This window comes from Tepidiforma thermophila (genome assembly GCF_002563855.1).
Classification (GTDB): domain Bacteria; phylum Chloroflexota; class Dehalococcoidia; order Tepidiformales; family Tepidiformaceae; genus Tepidiforma; species Tepidiforma thermophila.
Window position 1 is genome coordinate 983,308 of sequence record NZ_PDJQ01000001.1, and the last position, 21,676, is coordinate 1,004,983.

Sequence of the window (21,676 nt, forward strand, 5' to 3'; positions counted from 1 at the left end):
GAGCACCACATGGCCCGACGCGAACGTACCACCGCACTCCCCCGCCCGCGACCCCGCGATGCCCGGCCCCAGGCCCGCGGCGGGCTCCTCCTCACCAGCGAGGAAACCCTCCGCCTCGCCATCCTCGGCGGCGCCGCCCTCCTCCTCGTCATCGTCCTCGCCCTCATCGGCTGGCGCTGGTACGACCAAAACTTCCGCGTCCCCGAAAAAGTCATCCTCCAGGTCGGCGACGAGCGCTTCAAACTCAAGTACTACGCCGACCGCCTCTTCCCTTACGCCCAGTCCGTCGCCAGCTCCGGCATCAATCTCGGCCTCGCCGAGCAGCAGCTTCTCACCGAGCTCGAAAACGAAGCCATCGTCAACGCCATCGCCCGCGAACGCGGCATCACCGTCACCCCCGACGATGTGACTAACGAGATCGCCAGCCAGCTCGGCGTGCCCGCCGGCGGCGCCGGCACCACCTTCGATACCCTCTACCGCCAGCGCCTCCAGTCGCTCACCATGACTGACGCCCACTACCGCCGCTGGGTCGAAGCGCAGGTCTACCGCCAAAAACTCAAGGACGCCATCCTCGCCGATATCGGCGACACCACCGAGATGGTCACCCTCCGCACCATCATCACCACCACCGAAGACGAAGCCAAAGCCGCCCTCGCCCGTATCGAGGCCGGCGAAGACATGGGCACCGTCGCCCAGACTGCCTCCAAAGACCTCAACTCCCGCCAGAAAGACGGCATCATGGACCCCGAGCCCCCTGCCCTCCTCCCCGAGGCCGTCCGCACCGCCATCGAAGGCAAAGCGGCCGGCAGCGAGGTCATCGGCCCCGTCCGGCTCGCCAACGGCGACTGGTGGATCTTCCGCATCGAAAAACGCGACCCGAACGCCACACCCTCCGAAACCCAGAAGTCCCAGCTCGCTGACCTCCGCATCAACGAGCTGATCAAAGAAAAGCGCTCCGCCATCCCTATCCGGCGCAACGTCTCGAGCAGCGATATCAAGTGGGCAGAGGAGCATGCCGACTAACGGGAACCGCCGCCAGATCGGCGTCGGCCTCATCGGCCTCGGGGTCGTCGGCTCCGGCGTCGCCCGCGCCCTCATCGAGCGCCGCGACTACTTCGCCCGCCAGGTCGGCGCCGAGCTTGTCGTCCGCCGCGCCGCCGTCCGCAACCTCCAAAAGCCCCGCGCCGTCGAACTCCCGCCCGGCACCATCACCGACGACGTCGACGCCGTCCTCGCTGACCCCGCCATCGACATCATCGTCGAAGTCATCGGCGGCGAAGAGCCCGCCGGCACCTACATCCGCCGGGCGCTCGAGGCGGGCAAACACGTCGTCACCGCCAACAAAGAGCTCATGGCCAAAGTCGGCCCCGAACTCCTGGCCGATGCCCACCGCCGCGGCCTCGACATCATGTTCGAAGCCAGCGTCGGCGGCGGAATCCCCCTCATCGCGCCCCTCCGGCGCGACCTCCTCGCCAACAAAATCAGCTCCATCCGCGCCATCATCAACGGCACCACCAACTACATCCTCACCAGCATGGCGAACCACGCCGCCGTCGCCGAAGCCCTCCATCGCCAGGGCCTCGAGCCCCCGCCCGGCGGCTACGAAGAAGCCCTCCGCGCCGCCCAGGAGCTCGGCTACGCCGAACCCGACCCCACCAACGACGTCGAAGGCTACGACGCCGCCTACAAGCTCGCCATCATGGCCACCCTCGGCTTCCGCACCCGCGTCCACCCCAGTCAGGTCCACACCGAGGGCATCACCAGGCTCTCCGCCAAGGACTTCGAAGCCGCCCGCGAACTCGGCTACGCCATCAAGCTCCTCGCCATCGCCGAGCGCACCCCAGAGGGCATCATCGCCCGCGTCGCACCAGCCTTCATCCCCCTCTCCGAGCCCCTCGCCCGCGTCGATGGCGTCTACAACGCCGTCCAAATCCACGGAGACCTCACCGGCACCGTCCTCTTCCAGGGCCGCGGCGCCGGCTCCGAACCCACCTCCTCCGCCGTCGTCGCCGACCTGCTCGACCTCGCCCACGCCATCGTTCTCGGCACCCGCGAACGGAAATACTGGGGCCCCGAGGGCGATGTCCCCGTCCTCGGCCTCGAGCACCTCGAAACCCGCTACTATCTCCGCGTGAAAGTCACCGACCGCCCCGGCGTTCTTGCACAGATCGCCCGCACCCTCGGCGACCACGAGGTCAGCATCGCCGCGGTCAACCAGAAAGAGACCGACACCCACGCCCAGACCGCCGACCTCGTCATCATGACCCACCGCGCCCGCGAAGGCGCCGTCCAGGCCGCCCTCCGCGAAATGGCAACCCTCCCCGTCGTCGTCCAGGTGTCTGCCTTCCTTCGCGTGGAGGGCTGACATGCCCGGCGAACCCCAGGCCCAGGCCATCACCGAACTCCTCACCTGGCTCGAGAGCCAGCTCCGCGCCGCCCGCGAAGAGCAGGCCCGCACCGTCGCCCACCTCGACCAGCTCCGCCGCCAGGTTCACGACCTCTCCGACCAGCTCGATGCCGCCGAGCGCGCCATCCGCGACATGGAGCCCCGCTTCCTCCCCTTCCGCGGCCTCCCCGAAAAGCTCAACGCCATCGACCAGGCCATGGAAGACCTCCGCCAGGCGGTCAGCTCGGTCCGCGCTGAAACCGATAACCAGCTCCGCCTCCTCCGCGCCGAATCCGAGTACGACCGCCAGGAGCGCAGCGACGTCATCCGCCGGGTCGACTCAGCCGCCCACCAGCTCGGCCTCGTCCTCGCCGACGTCGCCCAGGTCCAGCAGCAAACCTCCCAGGTCGCCCAGCAGCTCCAGGCCCTCCTCGAACGCCAGCGCGACGTCGAACACCAGGTCCAGCAGTTCGGCCTCCGCCTCGAACGCACCATCGAAGTCAACCGAGACCTCGAAGAACGCGTCAAACAGGTGGTTCTCGGCGACCTCGATGAGCGGTTCGACGTCGTCTTCGAACGCCTCAGGGTCGTCGGCGAAATGGTCCGCCGCAACGAGGAGCTCATCTCCACCGTCGCCAGCGAACGCGATAACCGCCAGGAGCTCATCGACGAAATCGCCCTCTGGCGCGAAGAACACCACCGCATCGACAATCGCCTCAACCAGCTCGAAGCGCTCACCGACCGCCTCGTCGGCACCATCGACAAACTCCAGGGCGAAATCACCCTCCTCGAAGGCCGCCACTCCGGCCTCGGTGAACGCGTCGCCACCATGCGCCGCGACATCGCAGAGGTCGTCGACCATGTCCGCGAAGAGTTCGCCAGGTTCAACGCCATGTACGAAAAGCAGCGCCGCAAGCAGATCCAGGTGCTCGAACAGGAGCTCCGGGAGATGAAATTCCACGCCTTCCGCCCCCCGGAGGAACCGTGACCGCAGCCACCATCCGCCCCCGCGGCGTCCTCTACCGCTGGGCCGACGTCCTGCCCCTTACCGACCGCACCCCCCGCATCACCCTCGGCGAGGGCGAAACGCCCCTTGTCCGCGCAGCCAGCCTCGCCCCCGAGTGCGGCCTCGATGAGCTCTGGTTCAAGCTCGAAGCCTGCAACCCCACCGGCTCCTTCAAAGACCGCGGCATGGTCGTCGCCGTCGCCAAAGCCCTCGAAGCCGGCGCCCGCGCCATCATGTGCGCCTCCACCGGCAACACCAGCGCCAGCGCAGCCGCCTACGCCGCCCGCTGCGGCATCGAGTGCTACGTCCTCGTCCCCGGCGGCAAAGTCGCAGCCGGCAAAATGGCCCAGGCCGTCGCCTACGGCGCCCGCATCATCGAAATCGACGGCAACTTCGATGACGCCCTCCGCGCCGCCCGCGAACTCACCGCACGCCACCCCATCGCCCTCGTCAACTCCGTCAACCCCCACCGCATCGAAGGCCAGAAAACCGCCGCCTACGAAATCTGCGACGCCCTCGGCGATGCCCCCGACCTCCTCGCCATCCCCGTCGGCAACGCCGGCAACATCACCGCCTACTGGAAGGGCTTCCGCGAGTGCGCCGAGCGCGGCCTCGCCGCCCGCCACCCCCGCATGTGCGGCTTCCAGGCCGCCGGCGCCGCCCCGCTCGTATCCGGCCAGCCCGTGCCCAACCCCCAGACGATCGCCACCGCCATCCGCATCGGCAACCCGGCCAGCTGGAACACCGCCATCGCCGCTCGCGACGAATCCGAGGGCCTCATCGAAGCCGTCACCGACGACGACATCCTCGAAGCCTACCGCCTCCTCGCCCGCCGCGAAGGGCTCTTCGTCGAACCCGCCAGCGCCGCCTCCGTCGCCGGCCTCCTCAAGCTCGGGCGCAGCGGCCGCACCCGCGGCGGCCGGGCCGTCGCCATTCTCACCGGCCACGGCCTGAAAGACCCCGATACCGCCATCTCGCACGGCACGCCCGACGTTACCCGGGCTCCCGCCACCATCGAGGGCATCGAAGCCGCGCTCGGCTGGTAGCCCCCTAATCCACCTTCAGGCCCAGCACCGCCGGGTCCGCCGGCGGATACCGCAGCCCGAGCGACGCCAGCTTCTCCACGAGCGTCCGCGCCACCACCACATCCCGGTACCACTTCCGGTCCGCCGGCACCACATGCCACGGCGCGTGCTTCGTATTGCACCGCTCCAGCATGTCCTCGAACGCCTCCAGGTACTCGTCCCACAGCTTCCGCTCCTCCAGGTCGCCGAGCCGGAACTTCCACTGCTTCTTCGGGTTGTCAATCCGCTCCTGCAGCCGCTCCCGCTGCTCCTCCTTCGAAATCGCCAGGAAGAACTTCATCACTACCGTCCCGTTCCGAAGCAGGTACTCCTCCAGCCGGTTGATGTCCTCGTACCGCTGCTCCCAGGTCGCCTTCGGGACGATCCCCTTCACCCGCTCCACCAGCACCGCCTCGTAGTACGACCGGTTGAAAATCGTGATGTGCCCGCGCTCCGGCATCACTCTGTGGTAACGCCAGAGGTAGTCGTGCGCCAGCTCCTCCGGCGTCGGCGCCTTGAAGCTCACCACCGAACAGCCGATCGGCCCCACCTGCTCGAAGACCGAATTGATCGTCCCGTCCTTCCCTGCCGCATCAATCCCCTGGAGCACCACCAGCAGCGCATACCGCGCATCCGCATACAGCATGTTCTGCAGTTCGTTCAGCCGCAGCCGCAGCCCAACGAGCTCCGCCTCCGCCTCCTCCCGGCTCATCCCGTTCGTTGCTGCCGGGTCGAACTTCCGCAGGTCGACCCTTGTATGCGGCGGATACACGATTGGCTGGCGGGTTCCGTTGCTCATCCGGCCATTATCCGCCCCGCATCGCCCCCGGGCACGCCCTGCAGCGCCACCTTGCTCGCAGCCCGCCTCCTGCGGTCTACTGAGCCGGCAACCATACTCCACCCGCGGATACACGCCCCTATGCCAAGCCGACGCGCCGAAATCGCCCTCACCCCCGAAGAGCAGCAGCAGTTCCTCCAGGAAGGCTGGACCCTCCAGGTCGCCTCCATCGGGCCGAAGGGCTACCCCCACCTCGTCGCCATGTGGTACGTCGTCATTGACGGCCTCATCCACTTCACCACCTTCGCCAAGAGCCAGAAGGTCCTCAACCTCCGCCGCAATCCCAAAATCACCGTCATGCTCGAATCCGGGAAGCTCTATCACGAGCTCAAGGGCCTCGTCATCGAAGGCGACGCCGAGATCATCGAGGACACCCCCTTCACCGCCCGCGTCATGGCCCTCGTCGGCGAAAAGTACAACGGCATCCCCGCGCCCATGGACACCCCCGAGGCCGCCCTCAAGGTCGCCTCCAAGCGCGTGACCGTGCGCGTCCGCCCCGTCGATACCTACTCCTGGGACCACGCGAAGCTCGGCGGCCGCTACTGACCCTCCCGGCCGCCCCCTACCCCTGCGGTTTCCGCGCCGCCCGCCTGATCGCGAACCCCGCCGCCTCCACCCGCCGCGTCATCCCCAGCTTGCTCAGGATGTCGCTCACGTGGTGCTTCACCGTCTTCTCCGAGAGATAGAGCTGCTCGCCGATCTCCCGGTTCGTCAGCCCCTCCGCAATCAGGTCGAGGATCTTCAGCTCCCGCTCCGTGAGCTGCGCCGCCAGCCGGTCCTCCTCGGTGACGATGTTCCCCCGGCGGATCTGCTCGATCACCGCCGCCGAGCTCGCCGGGTCCAGCGTCTTCCCGCCCCGGCCGACAATCCGCATCGCCGCGATCAGGTCGTCGGTCTTCACGTCCTTCAGCATGAACCCGCTCGCCCCCGCCACAATCGCCTGCATCACCGCCTCCTCGTCGCTGTAGGAGGTCAGCATCAGCACGTTCGCACCCGGCACCGCCGACCGGATCTCCCGGCACGCCTCAATGCCGTTCAGCTTCGGCATCCGCACATCCAGGACAACCAGGTCCGGGTTCGTCCGCTTCGCCTCCCGCACCGCTTCCTGCCCGTCGCGCGCCTCGGCCACCACCGTGAACTCCGGGTGCCCCCGCAGCGCCGCCTTCAGCCCCTGCCGCACGAGGTCGTGGTCGTCCGCAAGCAGGACATGGATGGTGCCGTCTGCGCTCGCCGTCATACGTCCTCCTCATCGTTGCGGTGCCGCGGGATTGCGACCCGCACCGTCGTACCCATCCCCGGGATCGGGATGATCGTCAGCTCCGCCCCCAGCCGCTCGGCCCGCGTCCGCATCGTCACCCTGCCGAGCCCCTTGCGGGTGGTCGCCTCGTCAAACCCGACCCCGTTGTCCTGGATCGTCAGCACCGTCGCGTCATCCGTCTGGCGCAGGTCGACCGCGATCTTCGTCGGCGCCCCGTGGCGCACCGCGTTCGAGAGCGCCTCACGCGCAATGTACAGCAGGTCCTCCGATTCGCGCGTCGTCAGCTCCTGCAGCGCTGCCGCCGAGATGTTCACCACTGTCGCAATCGACGAGGGCACCAGCTGGCGGATGACGAAACCCAGGTCGCGCGTCAGCTCCGGCTGCTCAACCGGCGTCGCGGCTTCGAGCATCGTGATATAGCTCCGGATGTCGGCGATGATCTCGTTGATCCGGCTCACCGCGTTTGCCAGCGCCTCCCGCGCCTCCGGCGGGTAATCCTCCCGGTTCGCCATCGTGTCGCACTCGAGCCCCAGGGCATACAGCGCCTGGATCGTCCCGTCGTGCAGGTCGTGCGCGATCCGCTCCCGCTCCTCCAGCAGGAAGATCCGTCCCCGCCGCTCACGCGCCAGCGCGTAGGAAACGCTCACCGCCGCCTGCAGCGAAAGCACCGCCGCCGCCACCTCGTCCTCCGCCGTGAACGGCGGCCGGTCGGCCCCCCGCGCCATGTAGAGCGAACCAATCGTCCGTCCCCCCGCCCGGATCGGCACCCCGAGGAACCGCGTCATATCCGGGTGGCCCGGCGGCCACCCGGTGAAATGCGGGCTCGCCCGCAGGTCATCGAGCCGGATCGGCCGGTCGCATGTGGCAAGGTGGCCAAGCAGCCCGCGCCCGCGCGGCGGGTCGCCCAGCCGGCGCGCCTGCTCGTCGCTGATCCCGCTGTAGATGAACCGGGTCAGCACCCCCTCTTCGTCGAACGTCGAAATCGCCGCGTACTCCGCCCCCGTCACCTCCCGGGCGCGGTCCGCCAGCCGATGCAAAATCTCGGAGAGGTCCTCGCTCGACGCCAGCAGTTCGCTGGTGACGGCCATCTCCGCAAGGCGTTCGAAACTGCCGGGCCCTGTGGCCGGCCCCTCAGCTGCAGTCCCCATTCGCGCGCATGGTAACGCATTCCTCACCTCGAACCAGAATCGGGGCCGCTCGGCCCGCGTCTCGGGCCCGTTCGGCCCTGATCGCCTCTCCCGCAGGCTGTGGAGACTGGCATCCATGGAGGGCAGTCCCATCCACGTCGTCTCCTCCGACGGCGCCCTGCGGCGTGCGCTCGTCGCCCGCCTCGAACGCGCCCCCGAGCTCCACGAGCACGCCGACAGCGCCGCCGGCTTCGAAGGGATCGGCCCGGGAGACGTCGTCGTCTCCACCCCCGCCGATTGCCCGCCCGAGCGCGCCCACGAACTTGTCCGCGCCGGCGCGGCCGTCATCATCCTCGCGCCCATCCCGCGCCCCGAGGAGCGCGCCCGGTACGAACGCGCCGGCGCTGCCGCCTACATCCCGATGCTCATCGACGGCATCGACCTCGTTCGCGCCATCGCCCAGAGCCTTGAACGCTCGAGACGGCCGTCCCGCTGCCGCACCGCCTGACGCTCACTCCTGCACACCGGCTGCCGCCCGCGCGGCCTCCAGCCAGCGGCCGTCGCCGAACCGCTGCTCCTGGTACAGCCACCACTCCGCACCCCACAGGTATATCCGCTCCGCGCCCGTCCGCCGCGCGTACGCCACATTCTTCAGCATCGTCTCCGGCGAGAGGTTCTTCGAAGGCCGCGCCGGCGAGATCAGCCGCGCGTCCCCATCCGTCCACGGCTCCGCCTGCAGCTCCGTCACCCAGAACTGCTTCCCCGCCTTCCGGGCTTCCCGCGCCTGGTAGGCATAGTTCGGCATCAGCCACCCGAGCTGCATGATGTCCACCACCACCGGCCTCCCCAGCACCGCGCCGTTCCGCCGCGGGTACATGCTCTGCGCCAGCACGTCCCCGTCTGCCAGCGCATCCCGCCAGCGCCGGTCGAAGACGTAATGCTGGGCGTGGTTGATCGCCACCGGCCGGCCCTGCGGGTCGGCCCGCCGGATCGTCTCCGCCACCGCCGCCACGTACGCCCGGCTCAGGTGGTAGTGGTGGGCCCGGTGCGAAGCGATGTACCCCTCGTTCTCCGCCGTCCACGAATCGATCTCCGGCCGTCCCGCAAGGTGCGCCGCGACCGTCACCACCATCCGCAACGCCCGCTCGCGGAGCACCGGCACGCCCGAGAGGTCCATCCCCTCCCGCAGCTCCACCCCCTCCAGCGCCCACGCCGGGATGTAGAACTCCGGGTGGCGCTGCGCCTTCATCCCGATAGAAACGTTCGCCGTCGCCCCGGCGGCCCGCACCGCATCGAGCTGCGCCTCGATCACGGAAAAGTCGAACTGTCCCTCCTCCGGCTCCACCTCGTCCCACTGCACGCTCAATCGCACCAGCCGGATGCCCGTCCGCTCGATCAGCTCGCGGAGCACCCCCGCGCACCACTCCGCCCGCCCCGGCCGCCCGTCCGGCGCGTGGCCGTCCGGGCCGGCGCCCGGCTCCTCCAGCAGCAGGTACTCCGCCTGGTCGCAGCTGAAGTTGAACCCAATCGCCGAATCAGCCAGCGGCTCCCGGTTCGTCCACTGCAGGTGCAGCGTCAGCCAGAGCTGCCCCGCCAGCAGGCCGAGCGCCAGCACCGCCCCGCCGACGATCCCCGCCGCCTGCCAGCGCCGCCGGTGCCCCATCGGCACCATTCTCCCCGCCCGCGCCGCTTAGCTCACCATCCGCCGCACAATCTCGTACATCAGCTCGCAGCCGAGGTTGAGGTTCTCCACCGTCAGGAACTCGTCGTTCCCGTGGAACCCGCGCCGCTCCTCCGGCGAGAGCAGGCATGGGATGAACCCGTACGCCGGGATGCCCCGCTCCCGCAGGAACCGGTTGTCCGTCCCGCCGATCGTCATCCCCGGCACCACCACCGCATCCTCCATCGCCTCCTTCACCACCGACGTGATCGTCCGGAACAGCTCCGTATCCCACGGCACCGCCGCCGGCTCCCCGTGGTCCGGCGAAAGCAGCTCCACCGAGACCCGCTCGTCGCCGATCCGCTCCCGCACCTGCCGGATCCAGTCCCGCTTCGATTGCCCCGGCAGCAGGCGGCAGTCGATCACCGCTTCGCTCCGCGCCGGGATGACGTTCGCCTTGATGCCCGCCTGCAGCATCGTCAGGTTCAGCGTGTTCTGGAACATCGCCAGCAGCTCCGGCGACCGCCGGATCCGCTCCTCCACCGCCTTCCGGTCCGACCGCGGCGGCATCAGCCCCGCCTCGGCCAGCCGGTCGAGGTACGCCTCCGTGTCCGGCGTAAACACCAGCGGCCGCTCCCAGTCCACGAGCCGCTGGAGCGCCCGCACCAGGTACACCGCCGAGTTGTCCTCATGCGGCACGCTCCCGTGCCCCGGCCGCCCGACTGCCGTCAGCTTCAGCCAGCAGATATCCTTCTCGTTCGTCGCCACGCTGAACAGCCGCGTCTCCTGCCGCCCGAACCGCGTCGTCCCGCCCGCACCCTCGCTCAGCTCGTACTCCACATCCACGATGTCCGGCCGGTGCTCGCACAGCCACGCCATCCCGTAGTCGCTCCCCGCCTCCTCGTCCGGCACCGCGCAGAACACCACATCCCGCTTCAGCGGCACCCCCTCCCGCTTCAGCAGCAGCAGCGCCATCAGCTGCATCACCCCGCACCCCTTCATATCCACCGCCCCCCGCCCGTACACCCGCCCGTCCTGCACCAGCCCCGCAAACGCCGGCACGCTCCAGTACTGCTCCTCCACCGGCACCACGTCGGTGTGGTTGCACAGCATGATCGGCCGCTTCGAACCGTCCCCCCGCAGCCGCGCCACCAGCACCTCCCGGTTCGGCGCCGTTTCGATGTACTCGACCGGGATCCCCTCCGCCTCGCAAATCGCCCCGAGGAAGCGCGCAGCCGGCTTCTCGTTCCCCGGCGGGTTCGAAGTGTCGATCTGCAGGTACTGCACCAGGATGTCCAGCGCCTCGCGGTGCACCGCCGGCCAGTCAATCGCCATCCAACGCCTCCGACCGCAGGGGTGGGCCGGATTCTCCCCCGGCCGGGCCGTCCTTCGCAAGTTCGTTGCATCAAGCAACGAACAGGCGCAGGATGTCTGCACCCTCTCCCCGGAGCGCATCCATGCCAGCCGATTCCGCCGACGCCGACGACCGGGCCACGATCGCCTACTGGGCCGAGCGCTCCCGCGGCCGCCTGCCCGGCCGCATGGGCATCGAGGTCACCGCCATCGGCCGCGGTTTCGCCGAAGGCCGCCTCGTCGTCCAGCCCGACCACCTCGCCCCCAACGGCTACCTCCACGCCGCAACCGTCGTCGCCCTCGCCGATACCCTCTGCGGCTACGGCTGCACCGTCAGCCTGCCCGACGGCGCCACCGGCTTCACCACCATCGAACTGAAGGCGAACTTCCTCGGCACCGCCACCGACGGCGTCATCGCATCCCGCGCCACCATGCTCCACGGCGGCCGCACCACCCAGGTCTGGGATGCCGCTGTCACCCACGTTGAGACCGGCCGCACGCTCGCCGTCTTCCGCTGCACCCAGGCCGTCCTCTGGCCCCGCCCATAGCCCGGACCACGAAGCCGGAGTACAATCCCGGCGCCCGGTGACCTCGTTCGCCAGGCCCGCCACGATCAGGAGCCTGGCCATGAAAGTCCTGAAGCTCTCTAACAGCAACGACGTTCTCGAAGGGGCCACCACCAACCGGCCCCGCCTCCTGGCTGAGAAACTGGAGGCCCACTTCGACGAGCCCGTCGAGGTCGTGGTCAAAACCCCCTGGCCGACCGACACCATGCCGGCCGCCATCGAACGATGGGTCGAACGCGAACAGCCCGACGTCGTGCTGCTGCAGATCGTCAACTACTGGATTGCCTATCCGTCGGTCCCGCTGCGGCTCCGGCGGCTGCTCGGCCCCTTCGGAGAACGCCTCGCCGCGCTCGGTTTTCGGGCAGCCGAACACCGCATTATCGGTCCCTCCCTCCCGTTCCGGGCTGCTCGCAACCTGCTGCTCCGCACCCTCGGCGGGGATTACCATTTCGAGCCCGAGGAAGTGGCCGCCCGGGTCGAGGAGAGCGCCCGCCGCATCCTGCGCCGCGAAGGGGTGCTCCTCGCTGTCTGGGGCCCCCATGGGCGCTCCGACTGGTCGGTGACTCGCCGGCAAAAACGAGCCTCTGTTGAGCGCCAGGCCCGGCTCGTGGCGGCGCTCCAGCGGGTCTGCCGGGACCTCCATGTCCCATACCACGCGTCCGCTAAGCCGGTGTATCTCTCGGGGGAGTCGCCGGAGTTTGCCGCCGACCACTTCCACTACGCCGAGAGCTACGGCAAAGCCTCCGCGGAAGAAGAATTCCAGTTCCTGCGCCAGGCCATCGAAGCAGAACGCGGCGGACCCGGCACCCGCCCCTGACCTCGCCCGGAACCCCAAAACCTGCTAAACTGTGAAGGTGAGCGAACAAATCCCCGGGCCGCCGCCCCAGCTGGCTCGAACGCTGCGAGGCTGACACCCACCCCATGGCCACCCAGGCAACCTCCTCCACCTCCGCTCCCGGCGCAACCTACACCGCCGAAAATATCCAGGTCCTCGAAGGCCTCGAAGCCGTCCGCAAGCGGCCCGGCATGTACATCGGCACCACCGATAAAGCCGGCCTTCACCACCTCATCAAAGAGCTCGTCGATAACGCCGTCGACGAAGCCATGGCCGGCTTCTGCGACCGCATCGAAGTCATCCTCCACCGCAACGGCTGGTGCACTGTCAAAGACAACGGCCGCGGTATCCCCGTCGATATCCAGCAGCAAACCGGCAAGTCTGCCGTCGAAACCGTCATGACCGTCCTTCACGCCGGCGGCAAGTTCGGCGGCGGCGGCTACAAAGTCACCGGCGGCCTCCACGGCGTCGGTGCCTCCGTCGTCAACGCCCTCAGCGAAGCCATGTGGGTCGAGGTCGTCCCCAACCCCGCCGCACAGGGCGCCGACAAGGCCGGGAAACTCTTCCGCCAGGAGTACGCCCGCGGCGTCCCCCAGACCCCCCTCCTCACCCTCCCGCTCGACGACCCCTCCCGCGCCCAGGGCACCACCGTCAGCTTCAAGCCCGACCCCGACATCTTCGAAAGCACCGACTTCGACGTCAAAATCGAAGCCGAACGCCTCCGCATGTACGCCTTCCTCACCAAAGGCGTCTGGTTCCGCCTCGTCGACGAGCGCGCCGACCTCGAAGTCAACTACTACTTCGAAGGCGGCATCAAGAGCTTCGTCCGCTACATCAACCGCGACCGCGAAGCACTCAACCCCGAACCCGTCTACATCGAGCGCGAGGTCGACCGCAACGTCATCGAGTGCGCCATCCAGTACAACGACGGCTTCAACGAAACCGTCTACACCTTCGCCAACTCCATCAACACCATCGACGGCGGCTCCCACCTCACCGGCTTCCGCCAGGCCCTGACCCGCGTCCTTAACGATTACGCCCGCAAGCAGAAAATCCTCAAGGACACCGACCCCAACCTCACCGGTGATGACGTCCGCGAGGGCCTCGTCGCCGTCATCTCCGTCAAACTCCCCGAACCCCAGTTCGAAGGCCAGACCAAAACCCGCCTCGGCAACCTCGAAGTCGCCAGCCAGGTCCAGGCCGTCGTCGCCGATGCCCTCTCGACCTACCTCGAAGAGCACCCCTCCGAGGCCCGCCGCATCGTCGAAAAGTGCCTCCTCGCCAGCCGCGCCCGCGAAGCCGCCCGCAAAGCCCGCGACCTCGTCCAGCGCAAGAGCGCCCTCGAAAGCGGCAGCCTCCCCGGCAAGCTCGCCGATTGCTCCTCCCGCGACCCCGAAGAGTCCGAGCTCTTCATCGTCGAGGGCGACTCCGCAGGCGGCTCCGCCAAGCAGGGCCGCGACCGCCGCTTCCAGGCCATCCTGCCCCTCTTCGGCAAAATCCTGAACGTCGAAAAGGCCCGGCCCGATAAGATGCTCGGCCACGAGGCCATCCGCCTCATCATCTCCGCCCTCGGCACCGGCATCCGCGAAACCTTCGATGTTTCGAAGCTCCGCTACCACAAAATCATCATCATGACCGACGCCGACGTCGACGGCGCCCACATCCGCACCCTCCTCCTCACCTTCTTCTTCCGCAACATGCCCGAGCTTATCGAGCACGGCCACCTCTACATCGCACAGCCCCCGCTCTACCGCGCCCAGCACGGCAAAGAAGTCCGCTACTTCTACTCCGACCAGCAGCTCGAGGAGTACCGGAAGCAGAACCGCCGCGCCAACCTCAACGTCCAGCGGTTCAAGGGTCTCGGCGAAATGAACGCCGAGCAGCTCTGGGAGACCACCATGAACCCGGCCAACCGCACCCTCCTCCAGGTCACCATCCACGACGCGGCCACCGCCGACGCCCTCTTCTACGAACTCATGGGCGACGACGTCTCCCACCGCCGCAGGTTCATCCAGGCCAACGCCAGCCAGGTCCGCAACCTCGATATCTGACCCGGGATATCTGACCCGGCGGCCCGGCCCCTGCCTCACCCGGCGCTGCGCGGCGGCTCCCAGCTCACAATGCCGATGAACCGGCGGAACGCCGGCATTCGGATCCCCTCCGGCGCGCCCCACCACGCCTCCATCAGCTCCCGCATCCGCACATCCTTCGCGCTGCCCGGCGCCAGCCAGAGCATCCGCCGCGCCATCTCGAACGCCTGCTCCCGCTCCATCAGCTCATACTCCCGCCCGCTGCTCACCACCCGCACCTCGTACTTCCGGTTCCGCGCGCCCAGCAGCGCCACGAACTCCTTCAGTGCCGGAAGCGCCTGGAGCGGCTCCCCATGCACCGCCTCGAACAGCGGCGCGAGGTTCGCCCCCCGCGCAAATTGCCCGAACATCGCCACGCACAGCCGCCGCGTGTGCCGCTCCATCGCGTCCAGGAACGGCCCAATCTCCCCAATGTCGTAGCACGCGTGCGCCGCAAGGCTCACATCCGCCTCCTCCGTCCACCCCTCCGCCGGCCAGCGCAGGTCGTGCACCTCCACGCTCACGCCGGCCTCCGCCGCTGCCGCCGCCAGCGTCTCCCGCATTGCCCCGCTCGGCTCAATCGCGATCACCCTGCAGCCCTTCTGCGCCAGCGGCACCGCAAACCGCCCGCCCCCCGCGCCGATATCCAGCACCGTCTCCCCCGGCGCCACGAGCGCATCCAGCACCGGCCACTCCAACGATTCGAACGCCCCCGGCCGGAAGCGCGCCGCCACTGCCGCGTAGTGGTCCGCTGGCGGCTCCGGCTCCCGCACCCGCACCACCTGCTCCGCGTCGGCGGCCACCAGTGCCCTCCACGCGGCCAGCGCTTCCTCTTCTGTCGGCCTCAGGACATTCGTCGGCATCGTGCAGCTCCAGCGCAGGCGTCGCCGCCGAGCCTACGCCCCCTGAGACGCTGTTTCAATCGCCGTCGTCGAACCGCTGCACCAGCCGGCCCGTGCAGTCGTACAGCAGCGCGTCGTCGTCCTGGCTGTTATTCCAGAGCGGCTCCGACGACCACCACAGCCGCGTTGCCGTGTTCGGGAACTGCGGCACCCCGCTCCACACCTCCACCCGGCCGGCCAGCACGAACCCGTTCGGGAAAACAAACTGCTGGTTGCCGCGCTCGCTCACCAGCCGCCAGCCGGTCAGGTCGCCGCTCCCCTCGATGACGACCACCTCCGCGGCCTTGTTCAGCGACACGATGCGCGCCGTTGCTGCCGCGCAGCTCCCTCCCGGCGTCGGCGTTGCCGGCGGGGTTGGCGTCGCCGTCCGTGTCGGAGTCGCCGTCGCCGTCCTTGCCGCTGTCGGTGTCGGCGTCGCCGGCGTGTTCAGCCCGCCGCAGGCCCCCCAGAGCCCCCGGTTGGCCGCCTTCGCCTCCGCTTCTGCCGCCGCGATCCGGTCGCGGTACTTCACATCCGGCGGAAAGACCGCCAGCACCGCGTAGCCGTCCCGCACCATCCGCTCGTTGAACAGCTCCCCGTCCACCCAGACGTACCGCAGGTAGCGGTCGTACCGGTCCCGGTTCGAAACATCCCGCTCCAGCTCGACTGTCCGCCCCAGCAGCCGGGCTTTCACGTAGTCGGTCGCCTCCTTGCTGAAACAGCGCGCCCCTCCCGAGCTCTCCGGAGCATCAATAAGAATCAGCCGGACCCGCCCCGTGTCCGCGCAGCCGCCCACGTCGATGGTGTCCCCGTCGACCACATTCGTGACCACGCATTGCGCCCGGCCCGCGGGCGTCGGCGCAGAGTCGGCCGCAACCATCGGCGCGACCGCCCGCGGGGTCGTCCCCTGCGGCTGTGCCGCTGCCCGGCAGGCCGCCGCTCCGCCAAGGAGCAGCAAGAGCACACTCGCAACAAGTCCCCAGCGCTTCAGCATCACACACACCTCCCGCCTCTGCTGTCTTCCACTTACCAGATCGGCGCGACATCCACCGTCGCGAAGTGTTGCCGGCATTCGCTGGCCCGTCAGCCAGCCTACTTTGACGTTCGCGTCAACGTATGATACCGTCCTTCCCCGAGGAGGGACACCGCCGCGTGCGCTGGCTTTTGCGACTGCTCCCCTATCTCAAGGCCTACCGCGGCCAGTTCATCCTCGCTTGGGTCTGCGTCATCCTCGCCGGCGCCTTCGTCATGATCAGCCCCCTGCTGATCAAGTTCGCCATCGACTTCGGCCTCCAGCCCGTCCGCGACGCCGAAGGACGCCTCATCGGCCTCGATGGCAACGAGCGGCTCCTCATCCTCGGCGCCTCCGCGATCATCGCCTTCGCCATCGCCCGCGGCGCAGCAGCCTTCGGCCAGCAGTACCTCGGCGAAACCATCGGCCAGAGCGTCGCCTACGACATTCGCAACCGCATCTACGACAACCTCCAGCGCCTCAGCTTCGCCTACCACGATAAGGTCCAGACCGGCCAGATCATGAGCCGCGCCACCCAGGACGTGGAGAACATCCGCATCTTCTTCTCCATGGGCCTCCTCCGCCTCTCCTACGTCGTGCTCATGATCGTCATCTCGATCGTGGGCATGCTCGTTATCAACTGGCAGCTCGCCCTCGTCTCCTTCATCTCCCTCCCCATCCTCGCCTGGCGCTCCATCGTCACCAGCCGCCGCCTCCGCCCCATGTGGCTCCAGATCCAGCAGAACCAGGCCGAAATGACCCAGGTCGCCGAAGAGGGCCTCTCCGGCATCCGCGTTGTCAAAGCCTTCGCCCGCGAAGACTACGAGAGCAAAAAATTCGCCGACGCTGCAAAACGCCAGGCCGACCTCTCCTACCAGGCCGCCCTGATCCAGGCGAACAACCAGCCCCTCCTCCAGGGCATCTCCGCCGCCCAGATCGCCCTCACCGTCGGGGTCGGCTCCTGGCTCGTCTCCCGCGGCTCACTCCAGGCCCAGGACGTCCTCACCTTCACCCTCTGGCTCAACCTCCTCCAGCTCCCCGTCCGCACCCTCGGCTTCATGATCAACATCATCGCCCGCGCCATCAGCTCCGCAGAGCGCGTCTTCGAACTGATCGACGCCCAGTCCGCCGTCCAGGAAAAGCCCGGCGCCATCCCCCTCGCCGACGTCAAAGGCCACGTCGTCTTCGAAAACGTCAGCTTCAGCTACGACAACCTCAGCCCCGTCCTCTCCGGCATCAACATCGATGCAAAGCCCGGCCAGGTCATCGCCCTGCTCGGCCCGACCGGCTCCGGCAAGTCCACCATCGTCAACCTCATCCCCCGCTTCTACGACGTCACCGAAGGCCGCATCCTCATCGACGGCATCGACATCCGCGACGTCACCATCGACTCCCTCCGCCGCAACATCGGCATCGTCCAGCAGGACGTCTTCCTCTTCATCGGCACCATCCGCGACAACATCGCCTACGGCAAACCCGATGCCTCCCAGGAAGAGATCGAGCACGCCGCCAAAGCCGCCCGCATCCACGACTTCATCGTCTCCCTCCCCTACGGCTACGACGAATGGGTCGGCGAACGCGGCGTCACCCTCTCCGGCGGCCAAAAACAGCGCATCGCCATCGCCCGCACCCTCCTCCTCGACCCCAAAATCCTCATCTTCGATGACTCCACCGCCAGCGTGGATACCCAGACCGAATTCCTCATCCAGCAGGCCCTCCAGGAGCTCATGAAGGGCCGCACCACTTTCGTCATCGCACAGCGCCTCCGCACCGTCATGCGCGCCGACCAAATCATCGTGCTCGACCGGGGCCGCATCATCCAGCGCGGCACCCATCAGGAGCTCATCCAGCAGGAAGGCCTCTACCGCCGCATCTACGAGCTCGAACTCAGAGACCAGGAAGAGGCCCTCGGGCGCCCCGTCGCTCCTGTCCCCGCCGACAGCTCCGCCCTTGCCGAGCGCATCCGCGAACGCGTCCGCCGCGGCGACACCGAAGGCCTGCCCCAGCAGCTCGTTGAGCGCGTCCGCACCCGCCTCCTCGCCGAAGGCCAGGCCGGGGGAGGCTCCTGATGGGCATGTGGGGCGGCGCAGGCGCCGGAGGCTGGAGCTCCGGCATCGGCGGCCAGCCGGGCGGGCCCCTCGGCCGCGCCATGATGGGCCGCGGCGCCGACGGCTGGGACGACGAGTACCTCGGCAAGGTCTACGACGCCAAAGTCGTCCGCCGCATCCTCCCCTACCTCGCCGAATACAAACTGCAGGCCGTCATCGCCGTCGCCTGCATGGTCCTCTCCGCCCTCGCCAGCTTCTTCCAGCCGCTCCTCATCGGCCTCACCGTCCAGGCCGGCATCAACCACGACACCGAGCGGATCTTCACCCTCCTCGGCACCATGCTCGGCCTCGCGGTCCTCCAGTGGCTCGCCGCCTACGGCCAGCAGCGCACCACCGCCTGGATGGGCAACCGCATCCTCATGAAGCTCCGCACCCAGATGTACGACCACATGCAGGGCCTCTCCCTCTCCTTCTACGACGAGATGGAAGTCGGCCGCATGATCTCCCGCCTCACCAGCGACGTCACCGTCATGCAGGAGCTGCTCACCAGCGGCTCCCTCACCTTCTTCGCCGACATCATCGGCCTCACGATCATCGTCGTCGTCCTCCTCAACATCGACCTCACCCTCGCCCTCGTCACCTTCGCCATCGTCCCCCCGCTCGTCCTCGTCATGATCTTCTGGGCCCGCCACGCCCGCCAGGCCTTCATCAACGTCCGCATCAAAGTCTCTACCCTCTACGGCACCCTCGCCGAGAACGTCTCCGGCGTCAAAGCCGTCCAGTCCATGTCCCGCGAGGACGAAAACGCCCGCCGCTTCGACCGCCTCAACCAGGACAACCGGCGCGCCAATATCTGGGCCGGCATGCTCAGCGCCGCCATCATGCCCGTCATCGAACTCTCCGTCGCCATCGCCACCGCCTCCGTCGTCATCGTCGGCGGCCTCCGCGCCCTCAACGCCTCCGACGTCGACGTCGCCCACTTCTTCTTCGTCCTCACCTCCTTCACCCTTTACGTCGGCCGCTTCTTCGATCCCATCCGCGACCTCGTCCTCCAGTACACCATGCTCCAGCGCGCCATGGCCGGCGGCGAACGCATCTTCCAGGTCCTCGATACCGTCCCCCGCGTCCAGGACCGCCCCGATGCCATCGAACTCGACCACGTCGAAGGCCGCGTCGATTTCGAAGACGTCCACTTCCACTACGTCGAGGGCGTCCCCATCCTCCGCGGCATCACCCTCCACGTCGAGCCCGGCGAAACCATCGCCCTCGTCGGCGCCACCGGAGCCGGCAAAACCACCATCACCTCCCTCCTCATGCGCGGCTACGACGTCACCGCCGGCGCCATCAAAATCGACGGCCACGACATCCGCGATATCAAGCGCCGCTCCCTCACCCGCCACATGGGCGTCGTCCTCCAGAACCCCTACCTCTTCTCCGGCACCGTCCGCGAAAACATCGCCTACGGCCGGCCCGAAGCCACCCAGGAAGAGATCGAGCGCGCCGCCAAAGCCGTCGGCGCCCACGACTTCATCATGCGCCTCGAGCACGGCTACGATACCGTCCTCCAGCAGCGCGGCCAGAACCTCTCCGTCGGCCAGCGGCAGCTCATCAGCTTCGCCCGCGCGATCCTCGCCTCGCCCCGCATCCTCATCCTCGACGAAGCGACCGCCTACGTGGATACCCAGACCGAGGTCATCATCCAGCGGGCCCTCCGCGAACTCCTCAAGAACCGCACCTCGTTCGTCATCGCCCACCGCCTCTCCACCATCCGCGAGGCCTCCCGCATCGTCGTCCTCGACAAAGGCCAGATCGCCGAGATCGGCACCCACGAAGAACTCCTCGCCCGCGGCGGCATCTACGCCAACCTCTACCGCATGACCTACGACCAGGAGCAGGCCCGCCAGGCCGCCGCCGCCGTCAGCGAAGACGAAGCCTTCGCCTCCCGCCGCCGCGGAGAAGTCTTCGGCGGCGCAGCCCCCCAGCCCGCCGCCGGCGGCCAGTAACCGCTCCGGGCGTCAGGCGCCGGCTCCGCCGATGGCCCCGGCGCCAGGTCCCGGGGCCGCCCCGCCGCCACGCACACCCTCCCGCCGCCGAAGACCTGCGGCTCCGTGCAGCAAGCCCCGGACGTCCCGCCCCCGCGGAGCCCTGCCCGGTTCACACCCCCGGGTTTCGGCCTCTTTCGTCCCCTCCGTGAGCGCCCTCGCCGTTCCCCGTCCCCACTTTCGTCACCAGCACCCGGTCCACCCGCCGCCCGTCCATCGCCATCACCCGGAACTGGTACCCCGGCACCTCCACCCGGTCCCCCACCCGCGGGATCCGCCCCAGCCGCGCCATGATAAACCCGCCGACCGTGTCGTAATCCTCATCCGCCAGCTCCGCTCCCGTCGCATCCTCCACGTCCGCAATCAGCGCCAGCCCCGAAACCAGCAGATTGCCCGAAGGCAGCGTCCGCAGCGTCTCGCCCCCCTGCGCGCGCCCGCCCAGCCACCGCCCCAGCAGCCGGTAGAGCACCTCGTCCGCCGTCAGAATGCCGCTCGTCCCCCCGTGTTCGTCCACCAGCACCACAATCTGCACCTGCTTCGCCCGCATCGCCTGCACCGCCACCTCCACACTCACCGACTCCGGGATCGCCACCGCCGGCCGCACCAGCGGCCTCCACTCCGTCTCACCCCGGCGAACCAGCGCCACCAGGTCCTTCACCTCCAGGATCCCCACGATGTGGTCCAGGCTCTCCTCATAGACCGGGTAGCGCGAATGGTGGTGGCGCTCCACCACCTCCAGCACCTCGTCCAGCGTTGACCCTGCCTCGATCGCCACCACCTCCGTCCGCGGCACCATGATCTGGTCCGCCTGGATCGCGCTGAACTCCAGCGCCCGCCGGGCCAGCATCAGCTCACTCGTCGAGAGCAGCCCGGCCCGCGCCGAGGCTTCGATAACCAGCTCCAGCTCCTCCGGGTCCAGCGACTCCTCCGCCGGAGACCGCTGCCGGATACCCAGCGACCGGACCACCAGCGCCCCCGACCGGTGCAGGAACCACACGAACGGCCGGAACACCCGCGCGAACACCAGCACCGGCGGCGCCACGAACAGCCCCACCTGCTCCGTCCGCGCCAGCGCAATCGATTTCGGCGCCAGCTCCGCAAAAATGATCACCAGCGCCGTCACCAGCAGGAATGCGAGCACCGTCGCAGCAATCCCCGCCGTCTGCGCCGGCGCCCAGGAAAGCGCCTCCGCCAGCCCCGGCTCAATCAGCCCGGCCAGCACCGGCTCCCCGAGCCATCCCAGCGCCAGCCCGCACATCGTAATACCGAGCTGCGTCGCCGCAATCGTCGCATCCAGCTGCCGCAGCGCCCCGAGCAGCAGCCGCGCCCGCGCCTGCCCCGACGCCGCCAGCTGCTCCACCCGCGTCCGCCGCACCCCAACAAAGGCGAACTCCGCCGCCACGAACAGCGCGTTCAGCCCGATGAGCACCACCAGGCCCGCAAGCCCGAAACCGATCAGTGCAGGGTCATCCATGCCGGCATTGTACGGCCGCCCCCGCCCGCCGCCGCCGAAATCCCTCGCTCCTCCCCG

Annotated in this window: 19 protein-coding genes; 11 read left to right on the plus strand and 8 right to left on the minus strand. The window is 68.6% G+C overall.

From position 1 onward, the window contains the following. Positions 1-9 precede the first annotated feature (9 nt). Genes A9A59_RS04710 through thrC form a run of 4 tightly spaced genes read left to right on the plus strand, consistent with a single transcriptional unit; the run spans position 10 to position 4,438 of the window. The gene (locus A9A59_RS04710) at positions 10-1,023 is read left to right on the plus strand and encodes a peptidylprolyl isomerase (protein WP_098503178.1); all 1,014 of its coding nucleotides are present in this window, start codon (positions 10-12) and stop codon (positions 1,021-1,023) included. Beyond that, on the plus strand, positions 1,013-2,365 hold the full coding sequence (locus A9A59_RS04715; RefSeq protein ID WP_098503179.1) for a homoserine dehydrogenase: 1,353 nt from the start codon (positions 1,013-1,015) through the stop codon (positions 2,363-2,365). Before A9A59_RS04710 ends, A9A59_RS04715 begins: the two co-directional genes overlap by 11 nt. Position 2,366: 1 nt before the next feature. Further along, the gene (locus A9A59_RS04720; RefSeq protein WP_098503180.1) at positions 2,367-3,374 is read left to right on the plus strand and encodes a coiled-coil domain-containing protein; all 1,008 of its coding nucleotides are present in this window, start codon (positions 2,367-2,369) and stop codon (positions 3,372-3,374) included. Next, on the plus strand, positions 3,371-4,438 hold the full coding sequence (thrC, locus tag A9A59_RS04725) for a threonine synthase (RefSeq protein ID WP_278286794.1): 1,068 nt from the start codon (positions 3,371-3,373) through the stop codon (positions 4,436-4,438). Before A9A59_RS04720 ends, thrC begins: the two co-directional genes overlap by 4 nt. A gap of 4 nt (positions 4,439-4,442) precedes the next feature. Here thrC and A9A59_RS04730 read toward each other — a convergent pair whose 3' ends face one another. Next, positions 4,443-5,255 (minus strand): polyphosphate kinase 2 family protein, encoded by an 813-nt coding sequence (locus A9A59_RS04730; protein ID WP_098503181.1) that lies wholly within the window; start codon positions 5,253-5,255, stop codon positions 4,443-4,445. A gap of 120 nt (positions 5,256-5,375) precedes the next feature. Here A9A59_RS04730 and A9A59_RS04735 point away from each other — a divergent pair, with 120 nt between their 5' ends. Continuing rightward, a complete protein-coding gene (locus A9A59_RS04735; RefSeq protein ID WP_165772501.1) occupies positions 5,376-5,840 on the plus strand; it encodes a pyridoxamine 5'-phosphate oxidase family protein in 465 nt (154 codons plus the stop codon). A 16-nt stretch (positions 5,841-5,856) separates the two neighbouring features. Here A9A59_RS04735 and A9A59_RS04740 read toward each other — a convergent pair whose 3' ends face one another. Together A9A59_RS04740 and A9A59_RS04745 are read right to left on the minus strand one after the other, a co-directional pair. Continuing rightward, positions 5,857-6,531, minus strand: a complete 675-nt coding sequence (locus tag A9A59_RS04740) for a response regulator (protein WP_098503183.1) — start codon at positions 6,529-6,531, stop codon at positions 5,857-5,859. Further along, positions 6,528-7,700, minus strand: a complete 1,173-nt coding sequence (locus A9A59_RS04745; protein WP_165772502.1) for a GAF domain-containing sensor histidine kinase — start codon at positions 7,698-7,700, stop codon at positions 6,528-6,530. Before A9A59_RS04745 ends, A9A59_RS04740 begins: the two co-directional genes overlap by 4 nt. Before the next feature lie 115 nt (positions 7,701-7,815). Between A9A59_RS04745 and A9A59_RS04750 the strand changes: the two genes are divergently transcribed. Then, positions 7,816-8,187 carry a hypothetical protein gene (locus A9A59_RS04750; protein ID WP_098503185.1) on the plus strand — a complete coding sequence of 124 codons (372 nt, stop codon included), beginning with the start codon at positions 7,816-7,818 and terminating at the stop codon, positions 8,185-8,187. 3 nt (positions 8,188-8,190) lie between these two features. On the opposite strand, the gene A9A59_RS04755 is transcribed toward A9A59_RS04750, so the two are convergent. Both A9A59_RS04755 and A9A59_RS04760 read right to left on the minus strand, forming a co-directional pair. Next, positions 8,191-9,342 carry a beta-galactosidase gene (locus A9A59_RS04755; RefSeq protein WP_098503186.1) on the minus strand — a complete coding sequence of 384 codons (1,152 nt, stop codon included), beginning with the start codon at positions 9,340-9,342 and terminating at the stop codon, positions 8,191-8,193. Positions 9,343-9,369: 27 nt separating this feature from the next. Next, positions 9,370-10,674 (minus strand): M20/M25/M40 family metallo-hydrolase, encoded by a 1,305-nt coding sequence (locus A9A59_RS04760; RefSeq protein ID WP_165772503.1) that lies wholly within the window; start codon positions 10,672-10,674, stop codon positions 9,370-9,372. Positions 10,675-10,796: 122 nt separating this feature from the next. Between A9A59_RS04760 and A9A59_RS04765 the strand changes: the two genes are divergently transcribed. The 3 genes from A9A59_RS04765 to gyrB all read left to right on the plus strand — a co-directional run bounded on the left by A9A59_RS04765 (position 10,797) and on the right by gyrB (position 14,144). Next, positions 10,797-11,240 carry a PaaI family thioesterase gene (locus A9A59_RS04765; protein WP_098503188.1) on the plus strand — a complete coding sequence of 148 codons (444 nt, stop codon included), beginning with the start codon at positions 10,797-10,799 and terminating at the stop codon, positions 11,238-11,240. 79 nt (positions 11,241-11,319) lie between these two features. Further along, positions 11,320-12,075 carry a hypothetical protein gene (locus A9A59_RS04770; RefSeq protein WP_133117510.1) on the plus strand — a complete coding sequence of 252 codons (756 nt, stop codon included), beginning with the start codon at positions 11,320-11,322 and terminating at the stop codon, positions 12,073-12,075. 104 nt (positions 12,076-12,179) lie between these two features. Beyond that, positions 12,180-14,144: a DNA topoisomerase (ATP-hydrolyzing) subunit B gene (gyrB, locus tag A9A59_RS04775; protein ID WP_098503190.1), complete on the plus strand. Its 1,965-nt coding sequence runs from the start codon at positions 12,180-12,182 to the stop codon at positions 14,142-14,144. 35 nt (positions 14,145-14,179) lie between these two features. Here gyrB and A9A59_RS04780 read toward each other — a convergent pair whose 3' ends face one another. After that, the gene (locus tag A9A59_RS04780) at positions 14,180-15,025 is read right to left on the minus strand and encodes a class I SAM-dependent methyltransferase (protein WP_098503191.1); all 846 of its coding nucleotides are present in this window, start codon (positions 15,023-15,025) and stop codon (positions 14,180-14,182) included. 55 nt (positions 15,026-15,080) lie between these two features. Beyond that, complete coding sequence (locus A9A59_RS04785) at positions 15,081-16,037, minus strand: thermonuclease family protein (RefSeq protein ID WP_165772504.1); 957 nt, start codon at positions 16,035-16,037, stop codon at positions 15,081-15,083. A 158-nt stretch (positions 16,038-16,195) separates the two neighbouring features. Between A9A59_RS04785 and A9A59_RS04790 the strand changes: the two genes are divergently transcribed. Next, entirely contained in the window at positions 16,196-18,124 is a 1,929-nt protein-coding gene (locus A9A59_RS04790; protein WP_165772505.1) for an ABC transporter ATP-binding protein, read from the plus strand. Next, on the plus strand, positions 18,124-20,106 hold the full coding sequence (locus A9A59_RS04795) for an ABC transporter ATP-binding protein (RefSeq protein ID WP_098503194.1): 1,983 nt from the start codon (positions 18,124-18,126) through the stop codon (positions 20,104-20,106). The genes A9A59_RS04790 and A9A59_RS04795 overlap by 1 nt, the downstream gene beginning before the upstream one ends. Positions 20,107-20,257: 151 nt before the next feature. Here the strand turns inward: A9A59_RS04795 and A9A59_RS04800 are convergent, their stop codons facing one another. Then, on the minus strand, positions 20,258-21,619 hold the full coding sequence (locus tag A9A59_RS04800; RefSeq protein WP_098503195.1) for a hemolysin family protein: 1,362 nt from the start codon (positions 21,617-21,619) through the stop codon (positions 20,258-20,260). Positions 21,620-21,676: the final 57 nt, after the last annotated feature.